The organism is Brevundimonas subvibrioides (assembly GCF_027271155.1).
In the GTDB taxonomy this organism is placed as follows: Bacteria; Pseudomonadota; Alphaproteobacteria; order Caulobacterales; family Caulobacteraceae; genus Brevundimonas; species Brevundimonas subvibrioides_D.
This window is the reverse complement of record NZ_CP114542.1, coordinates 675824-688709: the sequence shown is the minus strand read 5'-3', so window position 1 is coordinate 688709 and position 12886 is coordinate 675824. Positions and strand designations below refer to the sequence as shown.

The window sequence follows — 12886 nt, the reverse complement described above, 5'->3', positions numbered from 1 at the left end:
TCCGTGTCTCTAGACGTTTTCGGCGATGCGTGCACCGCGCACGGCGTCGGCCAGAGCCTTCACCTTCGACAGAACGCGGGGCGCGACCGGTTCGTTCGCGCCGAGGGCGGCGGCGACCTCGTCGACCAGCACCGATCCGGCCACGACGGCATCGGCGACCCGGGCGATCTCTGCGGCGCGTTCGGGCGTCTTCACCCCGAAGCCGACGGCGACCGGCAGGCCCGAGGCGCGGCGGACGCGTTCGACGGCGGGGGCGACGGAGGCCGATTGCGCCTCCTTCACGCCGGTCACCCCGGCGACGGAGACGTAATAGACGAAGCCCGAGGTGCGCCGCGCGATGACCTCCAGCCGCGCATCGTCGGACGTCGGCGTGGCCAGCCGGATCAGGGAGACCCGGGCCGCGTCGAGGGCATCGGTCAGGGGATCGGCCTCTTCCGGCGGGCAGTCGACGACGATGCAGCCATCGACACCGGCGGCGGCCGCGTCGCGGGCGAAGGCCTCGTAGCCGTAGCTCTCGATCGGATTCAGATAGCCCATCAGGATCAGGGGCGTGTCGGCGTCCCCTTCGCGGAAGGCGCGGGCCAGGTCGAGCGTGCCCCTCAGCGTCAAGCCGGCCTTGAGCCCCCGCAGGGCCGCGCGCTGGATCGGCGGCCCCTCGGCCATCGGATCGCTGAACGGAAAGCCCAGTTCGATGATGTCGGCCCCGGCGGCGGGGAGGCCGCGCAGGATCGCCAGGGCCTCGTCGCGCGAGGGGTCGCCGGCCATCACATAGGCCACGAACCCGGCCCGGCCCTCGGCCTTCAGCGCGGCGAAACGGGCGTCGATACGGGATGTGGTCATGGGGCGGACGGGGTCACGGGAGCGGGCGTCGACGGCGGTGCGGCGGTGCAGATATCGCCCGGTATGGTCGCCACGCCGATATAGCCCGGGGCCTCGGCCACGGCCGGGCGGTTGGTGTTGTAGAAGGCCTCGAGCTGTATGCCGTCGCAACCGCCGCCGTCCTTGCGCTTGACGAAGACCACGCGATTGTCGTCCCCGCCCGCCGCGATCCAGCCCAGGCTTTCGAAGTGGCTGATGTAGGCGTCGGCCAGCGCGCCGATATTGGCGAGGGATGCGGTGACGCAAAACGCCCTGCCCTCCAGACCGTAAAGCCCGCCGCAGGTCGGATCCAGGGTGGCACCCTCAAGGATCGGCGCTTCGACCGGAACACCCCGGGGGGCCGGAGCAGGGGCCGGCGCGGGGGCCGTCTGGGCCGCAGCCGCCATCGGCAAGGCCAGACCGAGCCCCAGAGCGACCATGGCCGCCATTCGCATCGTCATCACTAAAGCTCCACGCCCAGATGCCGGGCCACCGCGAAGATGTCCTTGTCGCCGCGTCCGCACATGTTCAGCACGACGTCGCCGCCGGCGCCGATCTCGGCGGCGATCTCGCCGATGCGCGCGAGGGCGTGGCTGGGTTCCAGGGCGGGGATGATCCCCTCCAGCTTCGAGCACAGCTGGAAGGCCTCCAGCGCCTCGGCGTCGGTGGCGGCGCGGTATTCGGCCCGGCCCATGTCCTTCAGCCAGGCGTGCTCGGGGCCGATGCCGGGATAGTCGAGGCCGGCCGAGATGGAATGGCCCTCCAGGATCTGGCCGTCGGCATCCTGCAGCAGATAGGTGCGGTTGCCGTGCAGCACGCCGGGGCGGCCGCCCTGCAGCGAGGCCGCATGGTCGGGGCCGTCCAGACCGCGCCCGGCCGCCTCGATACCGATCATCCGCACGCCCGCATCCCCGATGAAGGGGTGGAACAGGCCGATGGCATTGGAGCCGCCACCGATGGCCGCGACCACGGCATCGGGCAGCTTGCCGCGCCGGGCCTGCATCTGGACCTTCGTCTCCTTGCCGATCACCGACTGGAAGTCGCGGACCATGGCCGGATAAGGGTGCGGACCCGCCGCCGTGCCGATCAGGTAATAGGTGTCCTCGACATTGGTGACCCAGTCGCGCATCGCCTCGTTCATCGCGTCCTTCAGCGTGCCGCGACCGGAGGTGACCGGGATGACCTCGGCCCCCAGCAGCTTCATGCGGAAGACGTTCGGCGACTGACGCTGGACGTCGGCGGCACCCATGTAGACGACGCATTGCAGGCCGAAGCGGGCGCAGACGGTGGCCGTGGCCACGCCGTGCTGGCCGGCACCGGTCTCGGCGATGATCCGCTTCTTGCCCATCCGCATGGCCAGCAGGATCTGGCCCATGCAGTTGTTGATCTTGTGCGCGCCCGTGTGGTTCAGCTCGTCGCGCTTGAACCAGATGTTCGCGGCCCCGTAGTGATCGGTCAGGCGCTGGGCCAGATACAGCGGGCTGGGTCGGCCGACATAGTGGGTCAGATAGTCGTCCAGCTCGGCCTGGAAGGTCGGATCGGCCTTGCAGCGCTCATAGGCTTGGTTCAGCTCCAGCACCAACGGCATCAGGGTCTCGGCCACGAACCGGCCGCCATAGGGGCCGAACCGGCCTTCGCCGTCGGGCATCGCATATTCGTTGGGGATGATGGCGTTCACGGGCGACAGCTTTCACGCAAGGCGTGCCGGAAATGCGGCGGGGAGAAATGATCAGGCCACGGCCTGCAGGAAGGCCGCGATCCGGGCCGCGTCCTTAACACCGGGGCCGCTTTCGACGCCAGAGGACACGTCCAGCAGGGGAGCGCCGCTGATCGCCGCAGCCGCAGCAGCATTGTCGGGCGTCAGACCCCCGGCCAGGAACCAGTCGTGGCGAAAGGACCGGTCCCGCATCATGGCCCAGTCGAAACTGGCCCCGACCCCGCCGGGCAGGTCGGAGCCAGAGGGTGGTCGGGCGTCGAACATCAGGTGCTCGGCGTGGTCCTCCCAGCCGTCGGCGGCGTCGAGATCGGCGGGGATGGAGACCGACAGGACCTTGACGATCCCCGCCCCCGTCAGCCGACGCACCTCATGCGCCCGGGCCACGCTCTCGCGCCCGTGCAACTGGACGAAATCGGGCCGCAGATGGGCCCCGATGCGGCTCAGCAGGTCGTCGTCGGCATCGACGGTCACCGCCACGATCCCGGCCCGGCCGCGGGCGCGTTCGAACAACGGCCGGGCATCCTCGGGCGTGATGTTGCGGGGGCTCCGGCCGAAGAACACCGCGCCGACGAAGGCCGCCCCATGGTCCAGGGCGGCGTCCAGGGTTTCGGGCGTGGTCAGGCCGCAGATCTTGACCCGGGTCATGGAGCGAATGCCGGCATGCCTTCAACCAGCGACGCCTGTTGCAGGCACCGATCGAAGGTTGCGATTGCAGCATTCAGCCTCAGGGCGATCGCGAGATGCAGGGCGTCGGGAGCGCGCAGCCTTTCATGCCGGACGACCAGCAGCCGGGCCGACACGTGATCGCTCGCTTGCACAGGATATTTGCCGCCCTGATCGCGTGTCCATGAATCGAAGATGGCTTCAACTTCAGGGACGAGTTCGACCTTGAGATACCCTTGGCGGACCTTGGTCCGGATCGCCGCGCTGAACTCCGCCGCCGCCCAGTCCGAAACCAGGAAAGGCGCATCCCGGTCCAGCCACGCTTCAGCCTCGAGGGAATGGGCATCCTCGGTGAATGCCGCCACAAGCACGCTCGTATCCAGGACGACGTTCAATAGCGGTAGTCGTCACGCATGGCCTGAACCGTGTCGATGACGGGGGTCTTTCCCGTCGAACCGGCTTCGCGCAGGCGCCGGAGCGCCTGAACGTCGATACACCGGGAGGCCGGACGTTCAGGCTCGATCGGGATCACTCGCGCAACAGGACGACCCCGCCGCGTTATGGTCACGGTTTCGCCGTCCAGCATCCGGTCGATGATGCGCGGTAGCTGGTCCTTCGCCATGGCGATAGAGTATTCGCTCATCCCCGGAACATAGCCATCTGCATGGCCATCGTCCAGATCAGTCCCGGTCACACCCCTCGTCGGAGTGAGGCACGAATGCCGGTCCTGTCAGGCAAGGATCGATCCGATTTCCGCCTCGCGCGCCAACCGCCACTCGCCGGGGACCAGGTCGTCCGGCAGCGCCAGCCCGCCGACCCGCTCCCGGTGCAGGGCCTCGACGTGGTTGCCCACGGCGGCAAACATCCGCCGAACCATGTGATAGCGGCCCTCGGTCACCGTCAGGCGGGCCTCGGTCGGCGACAGGACCTCCAGCACGGCCGGGGCCAGGGGCTTGTCCTCGCCCTCCAGCACCAGACCTCCGGCCGCGAACACATCGCCTTCGCTCCCATCCAGCGGCCGGGCCAGGGTGGCGCGATAGACCTTGGCGACATGGCGTTTGGGCGAGATGACCCGGTGGAGCAGGTCGCCGTCGTCGGTCAGGAGCAGAAGGCCAGACGTCTGTTTGTCCAGCCGCCCGATGGTCGAGATCGCCGGATCGCGTCGCCGCCAGCGGTCGGGCAGGACGTCATAGACCAGATCGCCGTCCTCCTTGTGCGAACAGGTCATGCCGAGCGGCTTGTTCAGGATCAGCACCAGACCGGCGGGCGGATCGAGCGGGCGACCGTCGACCTGCATCCGGTCCGGCAGGTCGGGGGTGACCGCGATCCGCCGGGAGACATCGGTCAGGTCGGCCCCGTCCAGCACGATACCCCCGACCTTGCCCAGCCGCGAGATCTCGGACCGCGAGCCGTAGCCCATGGAGCCGAGCAGCTTGTCCACGCGGCTTGTGGGTGGGCTGCCGCGCTTCCCGCCAGTCGAGCCCGGGCGGGTCATGTTCACTTCACCGCCTCGAACAGTTTGTATCCTCCGCCGTCCGTGACCGGCGTCACGCGGCGGAAGGCGGTCTTCAGTTCGGCCTCATAGGGCAGGTGCCGGTTGGCGACGAGCCACAGGCTGCCGCCCTTTTTCAGCATCTCTGCCGCCTTGCGGATGAAGGCCTGGCCCAGCCGCCGGTCCTCGGCACCGCCGTCGTGGAACGGCGGGTTGGAGACGATGAAGTCCAGATCGCCCGCCGCCGCCAGCGTGCGGACATCGGCCCATTCGAAGGTGGCGCGCGGGTCCCCGACATTGCGCCGCGCCGCCTCGATCGCGCGTCGGTCGAGGTCGATCAGCCGGAGCGCGGTCACGGCACCGGATCGCAGGACGACGGTGGCCAGCGCCCCGTGGCCGCAGCCCAGATCGGCACCCGCGCCCTTCAGCGGTGGCACGTGCGCCGCCAGCTGGGCCGAGCCGGCGTCGATCCGGTCCCAGGCGAAGAGGCCGGGCTGGGACCAGGCCTCCAGTCCCTCGACCTGCTGCAAGGCCCCGGCGCGGATCGCCGCGTCGATCCCGGTCACGCGCCCGGGCTTCACCACCACGCAACGCCGGTGGTGCGCCTTGGCGGTTTCGCCGACCTCCAGCCCGAAGGCCTCGAGTTCCTTCTTCAGGCGAGACCCGCCCCGGTCCTTGGGGGCCACCACGTCGAGCCGCCCGCCGACCTTAAGGACGCGCAGGGTCTGGGCCAGGGTGTAGCGTCGCTCCAGCACACCGGGCGGGGCGTAGATCATGGCGCCCTCGACCGCGCCGTCCGGCAGGCTTTCCAGCGACGTCGAGCCGGGGATCAGGGGCGAGGTCTGGGTCGCGGCACCGGGCGGATCGAAGACCAGCGGCGGGCGACCGTAGAGGATGGAGGTCAAGCCCGCTCCACGCACATGGCCACGCCCATGCCGCCGCCGATGCACAGGGTCGCCAGACCCTTTCCGCCGCCCGAACGCTTCAGCTCATGCAGCAGTGTCGTCAGGATGCGGGCGCCCGAGGCCCCGATCGGGTGGCCGATGGCGATGGCCCCGCCGTTGACGTTCACCTTCGCTGGATCGAGGCCCAGTTCCTTCAGCACGCACAGGCTCTGGGCGGCGAAGGCCTCGTTGGATTCGACGCGGTCGAGGTCGGCGACGGTCCAGCCGGCCTTTTCCAGCGCCTTGCGGGACGCCGGGATAGGCCCCGTGCCCATGATGGCCGGATCGACGCCGGCGGTGGCCCATGACCGGATGGTGGCCAGAGGTTCCAGACCTCGCGCCTTCGCGTCATCGGCCGACATGAGCACCAGCGCCGCCGCACCGTCGTTGAGCCCGGAGGCGTTGGCAGCGGTGACCGAGCCGTCCCGGGTGAAGGCCGGACGCAGTTTTTCCATCGATTCCAGCGTCGCGCCGTGGCGGATGTATTCGTCCCTGTCGACGGTGACGTCGCCCTTCTTTCCCGCGATCACGACCGGGACGATCTCCTCGTCGAACTTGCCGGACGTCTGGGCAGCCTCGGCCTTGTGCTGGCTGGCCAGGGCGAAGGCGTCCTGGGCGGCGCGGCTGATCTGATGCTTTTCGGCGATGTTCTCTGCCGTCTGACCCATGTGGTAGCCGTTGAAGGCGTCCCACAGGCCGTCCTTGATCATGGTGTCGGTGAAGGCGAGGTCGCCCATCTTGTGGCCGGTGCGCAGGTGCTGGGCGTGCGGCGCCTGGCTCATGCTCTCCTGTCCGCCGGCGACGATGATCCTGGCGTCCCCCAAGGCGATCTGCTGATAGCCGAGCGCCACCGCCCTCAGGCCCGAGCCGCAGATCTGGTTCAGGCTCCAGGCCGGCGTCTCCTTCGGGATGCCCGCCCCCATCGAGGCCTGGCGCGCAGGCCCCTGACCGGCGGCGGCCTGCAGAACGTGGCCCAGGATGACCTCGTCCACCTCGCCCGGATCGACCCCCGCCCGCTCCAGCGCGGCCCTGATGGCGATCTCGCCCAGCCTGGAAGCCGGCAGGGACGACAGGGTGCCGAGGAAGGAACCCACGGGGGTGCGGGCGGCGGAGACGATGACGACGTCGGTCATGGCTGGGAGTCCTTGATCGGGTCTTGACGGGCGGGGTGCCCGTTAGGCCGGGGGTAGGGTTTCGTGGCGTTTCTGCCGCATCGCGCGGCATTCGTCACCTGTACGATTCTCGTTCAGGTGAAAGTCATGAGGTTGCGTCACTATCCGGGGAACATCAGGCAGAACCGCCGAACTGGTGACCCATGCTGAATACTCTGAAGCGCCACGCCGCCCGCATCTGCACCCCCGATCAGATCGATCTGGAGGAGCACTACCAGTCGCGCGCCGAACACACCGCCGATCTGGTCGTCCATGTCGTCGGCCTGACCCTGGCGGCTGTCGGCGGTCTGGTCCTGGCCATCCTGTCGGCGATCTACGGCGGGGTGGGCGCCGCGACGGCGACCGGCATCTATGCCCTGTGTCTGGTGGCCATGCTGACAGCCTCCACCGTCTACAACCTGACCCGACCCGGCAAGGCGCGGCCGGTGCTGAGGCGGCTGGACGAGGCGGCGATCTTCCTGATGATCGCGGGCAGCTACACCCCCTTCACGACCCAGCGTTTCGAGGGATGGTGGGCCATCGGCTTCACGGTCATGGTCTGGGCCATCGCCTTTGCCGGCGTCGGCGCCAAGCTGGTCGCGCCCCGGATCTCGGACACCTTCTGGAGCGGCGTCTATGTCGTCTTCGGCTGGCTGGCCGTGATCGCGCTGAAGCCCATGATCGACACCGTCAATCCGGTCGCCCTGGCCCTGCTGGTGCTGGGCGGGCTGATCTATACGTCGGGCGTGCTGATCTTCATCTCGCCCAAGGTGAAGTATCGCCGGGCCATCTGGCACGGATTCGTCGTGGCGGGCGCTGGCGTCCACTGGGCGGCCGTGCTGGTCGGTGTGGTCCTGGCCCCCAACCTGGCCTGATACCGAACCGTCACATGCCCACTGGCGTCCCGCTTCGCGCTGCGGGATAACGCGGGCTGCAACAGCGAGGATGCGCCCCCGTGGCCGACAGCAATACCCCCGGCAGGAAGACCAAGGACACCGGCAAGGCCGGCGAGGCCGTGGTCATCAAGAAATACGCCAACCGCCGCCTCTACAACACCTCGACCTCGGCCTATGTGACGCTGGAGGATCTGGCGACCATGGTCCGCGAGGGCACCGATTTCGTGGTGTTCGACGCCAAGACCAACGAGGAACTGACGCGCCAGATCCTGACCCAGATCATCTTCGAGGAGGAAAGCCGGGGCCAGGCCCTGCTGCCGGTCCAGTTCCTGCGCCAGCTGATCGGCTTCTACGGCGGCCAGATGGAAGGGGTCCTGCCCAGCTATCTGGAGATGTCGCTGGAGAGCTTCTCGCGTCAGCAGGAACAGTTCCGCGACCAGATGACCAGGGCCTTCGGGGCCACGCCCGCCGGTGGCCTGATGGGCGGCAGCCTGATGGAGGCGGCGGTCAAGCAGAACATGGCCATGTTCGAGAACGCGATGAAGATGTTCCCGGCCTTCGCCTATGGCCGTCCCGGGGGCGAGACCCCCGCGTCCGCTCCGGCCGAGCCGGCGGCGGCCAATCCGCTGGACGAGATGCGTCGCCAGATGGACGAGATGCGGGCCCAGATCGACCGCCTCGCCTCTGCTCCGAGGGGCCCGGACAAGGCATGACCGACGGCGTCCGCCCCGTCCGCCCGGTGGCAGAGCGCGATCGCCGCGAAGCCCAGCGGCGCGAGGCGGAACGGCGGGCGGGCTCGAACAGCCGCGAGCTGGTGCCGGTCGGCGAGGTCGTGGATGAACCACCCCACCCGGCAAGGGCTGCCGAGGCGACGGCGCCGGCCGATCCGGCGGCGGCCTTCTCTGCCCAGCTGATGGGTCAGACGGGGCAGCGGAAGGGTCTGAAGGGCGGGCCGCCGGTGCTGAATTCGGCCCGCGCCAGCTATCTGGGCAACGAATATTCGGGCGAGAACGACCGCCGCCCGCCGTCGGGCCTGGTCAGGAAGACGGACGTCTGACGCCCCGGCCGGGCTGGCCCGGACCTTGCAGTCGGTCAGGCGACCTGTCGCCTTTCGGACCTCGCCATGACCCTGTCCTTCGCCGCCCGCGCCTTTGACGTAATCGTCGTCTCGCTGCTGTTCACGGCGCTGCTTTAGACCTCAGTGACCGCCGCCGAAGTCGAGGTCCTTGCGGGCCGAGATGATGGTGACGATGAAGCCGGCCAGGACGTCCAGCAGCACCATGGTGATGATCAGGAAGAAGGTCGAGGTCGCAAAGCCGCGCACCAGCAGGAACTCCACCAGGCAGACCACGAACACGACCATCGACAGGGCGTGATTGACGATGGCGACCTTCTGGCTCGAGGTCGACTTCAAGAGCTCGAAGAACAGCAGGATCAGCGACAGGAACAGGATCAGGTCGCCCACGCTCACGTTCCAGCTGGCCCCCGACGCCATGGGGATGGAGAACATCGCCTGATGCAGGGTCTCGTCGGCGGCGGCCAGCCCTCCGTTCCCGGCTCCGAACAGGACCACCAGATTGTAGAGCACCACCGGGATGGCCAGCAGAGGCAGGGCAATCAGCATGGATCGGTCCTTCGGGGTTCAACAGCCGAGCTTGTTAACGATACATACCCCGGTTCGATGCATACGGCCATGCTCGCTCGCCTGACAGACGAAGTCAGAATTCCGTGACAGGCCCGGGCTTTCGCGACCGCGACTTCAGCCACATCACGCCCAGCAGGTCGGTGAACGAGGCCCGCAGCCGGCCCCAGTTGGTGTATTTCGACTGGCCCGTCTCGCGGTGGCGGTGGCTGATGGGCAGGTAGCGGTTCTCATACCCCTCGCGGATCACCAGGGCCGGGAGGTAGCGGTGGATGTGATCGAAATACGGGAGCCGCAGGAAGACGTCGCGGCGGAAGGCCTTGAGCCCGCAGCCCGTGTCGTCGGCGTCGTCGCCCAGCAGGTTCTTGCGAATCCGGTTGGCCCAGCGCGAGGCCCACAGCTTGGCCTCGGAATCCTGACGCTTCTGGCGCACCCCGCCGACCAGGGCGACCTGGGGCGGGGCGGCGATCAGGGCATCGGCGAGGCCGGGGGCATCGGCGGGCGGATTCTGGCCGTCGCCGTCCAGGGTGACGACGATCGCGCCCCTGGCCGCCAGCACGCCGGTGCGGACGGCCCGGCTCTGGCCCGCATTGGTCTGGTGCGCCAGGACGCGCAGGGTCGGCAGTTCGGTGCCGAGGGCCCGGAGCTCGGCCAGGGTGGTGTCGCGGCTGGCGTCGTCGACGAAGATCATCTCGTAGGACCGCCCGGCGAAGGCGGCCGCGATCTCGCGCGCCAGCGGTCCGGCGGCACCCGCCTCGTTGTGGACGGGGACGACGACGGAGATATCGGGGGTCTCGGCGCTGCTCATGGTTCGTGTCTAACCGGGAATCGGGGATCAGCGCCACGGTGCACGCGCGCGGCTTGAGCCATGACGCCCCGTCGATCTTCGTGTTAGCAACGTCGCATGACCCGACCCGACCTGGATCGCTATATCGCCGGATGGCGTGGGCCGCTGCTGGCGGCGCTGCTGGCGCTGATCGCCGGCCTGCCGTCGCTGCTGCTGCTGCCGCCGCTGGACCGCGACGAGAGCCGCTATGCCCAGGCGACCTCGCAGATGCTGGAGAGCGGCGACTATGTCGACATCCGCTTCCAGGACGAGCCGCGCTGGAAGAAGCCGGTCGGCATCTACTGGATGCAGGCGGCGGCCGTCTCCCTGACGTCGAGGGTCGAGAACCGGGACATCGCCCCCTATCGCATCCCGTCCTTGCTGGGGGCCATGCTGGCGGCCTGGGCCTGCGCCTGGATGGGGTCGGCCCTGTTCGGGGCGCGGGCGGGATTCCTGGCGGGGGCGATCCTCGGGACCACCTTCCTGCTGTCGTCCGAGGCCGGGATCGCCAAGACCGACGCCATGCTGTGCGGGTCGGTGACCCTGGCTATGGCCGGACTGGCGCGGCTGTATATGGCCTCGAAGGTCGCGCCGCTGGTGAAGGGCGATCCGGTGCAGCGGCCCTACAAGCTGATGCTGTGGCTGGGGCTGGGGCTGTCCATCCTCATCAAGGGTCCGATCGGCCTGCTGGTCATCGTGCCCGCCGCCCTGTCGCTGTCGATCTGGGATCGCAGCTGGGCCTGGCTGAAGCGGCTGGGCTGGGGCTGGGGCATTCCACTGGTCGTGCTGATCGTGGGGCCCTGGGCCATCGCGGTGACCATCGCCACCGACGGCGGTTTCTGGCGCGACGCCCTGATCGGCGACATGGCGTCCAAGGTCGCGGGCGGTCAGGAGAGCCACGGAGCCTGGCCCGGCTCCTATCTGCTGCTGTCGCCGCTGCTGCTGTTTCCGGCGACCCTGTTGCTGCCGGCGGCCCTGTCGAGCGGGTGGAGCCGTCGGGCCGAGCCGGCGATCCGGTTCCTGGTCTGCTGGCTGGTGCCGGCCTGGCTGATCTTCGAGGCCACGCCGACCAAGCTGCCCCACTATACGCTGCCGACCTTCGGGGCCCTCGCCCTGCTGATGGCCGCGGCCCTGACGCGGCCGATCGGCAAGGTGTCACGCAGGTCCGGGGCGGGGCTGGCAGTGTTCGGGGCCGTCGTGGTCAGCGGGATCACCGTCTATGGCCTGACGGCCTACGGGACCTCCACGGCCCAGACCTGGGCGACCATCACCATCGTCAGCGCGGTCACGGCAGCGCTGATCGGCGGCTTCCTGCTGCTGAACCGGGCGGCGGTCACCGGGCTGCTGGTCGCCATCGGCTTCGGTGTTCTGGCCCATGCGGCGCTGGCCGGGACGATCCGGCAGCTGCGGCCGCTGGCCATCGCGCCCCGGCTGGAGGCGGCGCTGATCGACCACGGCCTGGCCCCCAAGCAGGGCCTGGTCCCCGGGCCGGTGGCGATCACCAGCTTCCATGAGCCCAGCTTCGTCTTCCTGAACGGACGCGCCACCGAACTGACCGACGCGGCGGGGGCGGCCAGAGCCCTGGCCGAGGGGCGGCCCGCCATCGTCGAGGACGGGGACGCGGACGCCTTTCGCGCGGCGACGGCCGGGACCGCCGTGCCGGGCCGGGCGGTGGCGGTGGTGACGGGCCACAACTATTCCAGCGGCGACGACGTGCGCCTGACCGTCTATGCGCCGCCCGGGGCGGGGACGGAGCCGAGGCCATGAGCCCGCGTCCGATCCAGATCGTCGAGGTCGGCCCCCGCGACGGGCTGCAGAACGAGACGGCGGTGCTGGACCCCGCCACGCGCGCGGAGCTGGTCACGCGGCTGGAGGCGGCGGGCGCGCGGCGGATCGAGGCGGTCAGCTTCGTCCATCCCGGGCGGGTGCCCCAGATGGCGGGGGCCGAAGAGGTCATGGCCGCGCTCTCTCGTGAAGACGGGGCCCCCACCCCCGGTCGCAGCCGCATCGGCCTGGTGCTGAACGGCAAGGGATACGACCGGGCGCTGGGGACCGGGGTGGACGAGGTCAATGTGTCCCTGTCGGTCACCGACGGCTTCGGGCTGAAGAACCAGGGGCTGGATGTGCGGGCCCAGGTGGCCATGCTGTCGGAGATTCTGGCGCGTCGGCACAATTCGGACGGGGCGGAGACGCCGGTGCCGGGGCTGTCGGCGACCCTGTCGTGCGTCTGGGGCTGTCCGTTCGACGGGGAGGTGTCCGTGGGTCAGGTCGCCGATCTGGTCGGCGCGCTCGGTGCGCTGGGGGTCGTCGAGATCGGTCTGGCCGACACCATCGGCGTCGGCGATCCGTGGAGCGTGACCCGGAAGATCGAGGCGGCCCGCGCCGCCGCGCCCGAGGCGACCCTGCGCCTGCATTTCCACGACACCCGGAACACCGGGGTGGCCAATGCCTATGCGGCGGTCGAGGCGGGGGTCGATGTGCTGGACGCCTCGGTCGGCGGCATCGGCGGCTGCCCGTTCGCGCCGGGCGCCACCGGCAACGTCGCCACCGAGGACCTGGTCTATATGCTGGAGCGAGCCGGCTATGCGACCGGCTATGACCTGGACGCGCTGATCCGCACCGCGCGGTGGATCGGCGAAAGGATCGGTCGCCCGACGCCGAGCGCGCTCAGCCGGGCGGGCGGTTGGGGGGTCTGAC

At 69.5% G+C, this 12886-nt stretch carries 16 protein-coding genes; 5 read left to right on the top strand and 11 right to left on the bottom strand.

What is annotated here, in order from left to right; translation table 11 throughout:
* Positions 1 to 9: 9 nt before the first annotated feature.
* The 9 genes from trpA to O3139_RS03375 form a co-directional block, all read right to left on the bottom strand.
* The gene (trpA, locus tag O3139_RS03415; protein ID WP_269515511.1) at positions 10 to 840 is read right to left on the bottom strand and encodes a tryptophan synthase subunit alpha; all 831 of its coding nucleotides are present in this window, start codon (positions 838 to 840) and stop codon (positions 10 to 12) included.
* Positions 837 to 1319: a hypothetical protein gene (locus O3139_RS03410; protein ID WP_269515510.1), complete on the bottom strand. Its 483-nt coding sequence runs from the start codon at positions 1317 to 1319 to the stop codon at positions 837 to 839. Before O3139_RS03410 ends, trpA begins: the two co-directional genes overlap by 4 nt.
* Positions 1320 to 1321: 2 nt before the next feature.
* A complete protein-coding gene (gene trpB / locus O3139_RS03405) occupies positions 1322 to 2506 on the bottom strand; it encodes a tryptophan synthase subunit beta (RefSeq protein ID WP_420022344.1) in 1185 nt (394 codons plus the stop codon).
* A gap of 81 nt (positions 2507 to 2587) precedes the next feature.
* Entirely contained in the window at positions 2588 to 3220 is a 633-nt protein-coding gene (locus O3139_RS03400) for a phosphoribosylanthranilate isomerase (protein ID WP_269515508.1), read from the bottom strand.
* Positions 3217 to 3633, bottom strand: a complete 417-nt coding sequence (locus tag O3139_RS03395; RefSeq protein WP_269515507.1) for a type II toxin-antitoxin system VapC family toxin — start codon at positions 3631 to 3633, stop codon at positions 3217 to 3219. The genes O3139_RS03400 and O3139_RS03395 overlap by 4 nt, the downstream gene beginning before the upstream one ends.
* Positions 3630 to 3881, bottom strand: coding sequence for a type II toxin-antitoxin system Phd/YefM family antitoxin (locus tag O3139_RS03390; RefSeq protein ID WP_269515505.1), 252 nt, complete (start codon positions 3879 to 3881; stop codon positions 3630 to 3632). Before O3139_RS03390 ends, O3139_RS03395 begins: the two co-directional genes overlap by 4 nt.
* 87 nt (positions 3882 to 3968) lie before the next feature.
* Positions 3969 to 4733, bottom strand: coding sequence for a pseudouridine synthase (locus O3139_RS03385; protein ID WP_269515504.1), 765 nt, complete (start codon positions 4731 to 4733; stop codon positions 3969 to 3971).
* 2 nt (positions 4734 to 4735) lie between these two features.
* Positions 4736 to 5635 carry a class I SAM-dependent methyltransferase gene (locus O3139_RS03380; protein ID WP_269515503.1) on the bottom strand — a complete coding sequence of 300 codons (900 nt, stop codon included), beginning with the start codon at positions 5633 to 5635 and terminating at the stop codon, positions 4736 to 4738.
* Positions 5632 to 6807: an acetyl-CoA C-acetyltransferase gene (locus tag O3139_RS03375; protein ID WP_269515502.1), complete on the bottom strand. Its 1176-nt coding sequence runs from the start codon at positions 6805 to 6807 to the stop codon at positions 5632 to 5634. The genes O3139_RS03380 and O3139_RS03375 overlap by 4 nt, the downstream gene beginning before the upstream one ends.
* Positions 6808 to 6989: 182 nt before the next feature.
* Between O3139_RS03375 and trhA the strand changes: the two genes are divergently transcribed.
* The 3 genes from trhA (at position 6990) to O3139_RS03360 (ending at position 8778) form a co-directional block, all read left to right on the top strand.
* The gene (gene trhA, locus O3139_RS03370) at positions 6990 to 7700 is read left to right on the top strand and encodes a PAQR family membrane homeostasis protein TrhA (protein ID WP_269515501.1); all 711 of its coding nucleotides are present in this window, start codon (positions 6990 to 6992) and stop codon (positions 7698 to 7700) included.
* 80 nt (positions 7701 to 7780) lie between these two features.
* On the top strand, positions 7781 to 8434 hold the full coding sequence (gene phaR / locus O3139_RS03365) for a polyhydroxyalkanoate synthesis repressor PhaR (RefSeq protein WP_269515500.1): 654 nt from the start codon (positions 7781 to 7783) through the stop codon (positions 8432 to 8434).
* Positions 8431 to 8778, top strand: a complete 348-nt coding sequence (locus O3139_RS03360; RefSeq protein ID WP_269515499.1) for a hypothetical protein — start codon at positions 8431 to 8433, stop codon at positions 8776 to 8778. Before phaR ends, O3139_RS03360 begins: the two co-directional genes overlap by 4 nt.
* Positions 8779 to 8919: 141 nt before the next feature.
* Here the strand turns inward: O3139_RS03360 and O3139_RS03355 are convergent, their stop codons facing one another.
* Positions 8920 to 9345, bottom strand: coding sequence for a hypothetical protein (locus O3139_RS03355; protein ID WP_269515498.1), 426 nt, complete (start codon positions 9343 to 9345; stop codon positions 8920 to 8922).
* 94 nt (positions 9346 to 9439) lie between these two features.
* Positions 9440 to 10171 carry a glycosyltransferase family 2 protein gene (locus O3139_RS03350; RefSeq protein ID WP_269515497.1) on the bottom strand — a complete coding sequence of 244 codons (732 nt, stop codon included), beginning with the start codon at positions 10169 to 10171 and terminating at the stop codon, positions 9440 to 9442.
* Positions 10172 to 10267: 96 nt separating this feature from the next.
* Here O3139_RS03350 and O3139_RS03345 point away from each other — a divergent pair, with 96 nt between their 5' ends.
* Both O3139_RS03345 and O3139_RS03340 read left to right on the top strand, forming a co-directional pair.
* Positions 10268 to 11956 (top strand): ArnT family glycosyltransferase, encoded by a 1689-nt coding sequence (locus O3139_RS03345; RefSeq protein ID WP_269515496.1) that lies wholly within the window; start codon positions 10268 to 10270, stop codon positions 11954 to 11956.
* Positions 11953 to 12885, top strand: a complete 933-nt coding sequence (locus O3139_RS03340; protein WP_269515495.1) for a hydroxymethylglutaryl-CoA lyase — start codon at positions 11953 to 11955, stop codon at positions 12883 to 12885. The genes O3139_RS03345 and O3139_RS03340 overlap by 4 nt, the downstream gene beginning before the upstream one ends.
* The last annotated feature ends 1 nt before the right edge of the window (position 12886 follow it).

Coding starts and splice junctions, on each gene's coding strand:
- trpA (WP_269515511.1), bottom strand. CDS start 840: ATGACCACATCCCGTATCGACGCCCGTTTCGCCGCGCTGAAGGCCGAG.
- O3139_RS03410 (WP_269515510.1), bottom strand. CDS start 1,319: ATGACGATGCGAATGGCGGCCATGGTCGCTCTGGGGCTCGGTCTGGCC.
- trpB (WP_420022344.1), bottom strand. CDS start 2,506: ATGCCCGACGGCGAAGGCCGGTTCGGCCCCTATGGCGGCCGGTTCGTG.
- O3139_RS03400 (WP_269515508.1), bottom strand. CDS start 3,220: ATGACCCGGGTCAAGATCTGCGGCCTGACCACGCCCGAAACCCTGGAC.
- O3139_RS03390 (WP_269515505.1), bottom strand. CDS start 3,881: ATGAGCGAATACTCTATCGCCATGGCGAAGGACCAGCTACCGCGCATC.
- O3139_RS03385 (WP_269515504.1), bottom strand. CDS start 4,733: ATGACCCGCCCGGGCTCGACTGGCGGGAAGCGCGGCAGCCCACCCACA.
- O3139_RS03375 (WP_269515502.1), bottom strand. CDS start 6,807: ATGACCGACGTCGTCATCGTCTCCGCCGCCCGCACCCCCGTGGGTTCC.
- trhA (WP_269515501.1), top strand. CDS start 6,990: ATGCTGAATACTCTGAAGCGCCACGCCGCCCGCATCTGCACCCCCGAT.
- O3139_RS03360 (WP_269515499.1), top strand. CDS start 8,431: ATGACCGACGGCGTCCGCCCCGTCCGCCCGGTGGCAGAGCGCGATCGC.
- O3139_RS03355 (WP_269515498.1), bottom strand. CDS start 9,345: ATGCTGATTGCCCTGCCTCTGCTGGCCATCCCGGTGGTGCTCTACAAT.
- O3139_RS03350 (WP_269515497.1), bottom strand. CDS start 10,171: ATGAGCAGCGCCGAGACCCCCGATATCTCCGTCGTCGTCCCCGTCCAC.
- O3139_RS03345 (WP_269515496.1), top strand. CDS start 10,268: ATGACCCGACCCGACCTGGATCGCTATATCGCCGGATGGCGTGGGCCG.
- O3139_RS03340 (WP_269515495.1), top strand. CDS start 11,953: ATGAGCCCGCGTCCGATCCAGATCGTCGAGGTCGGCCCCCGCGACGGG.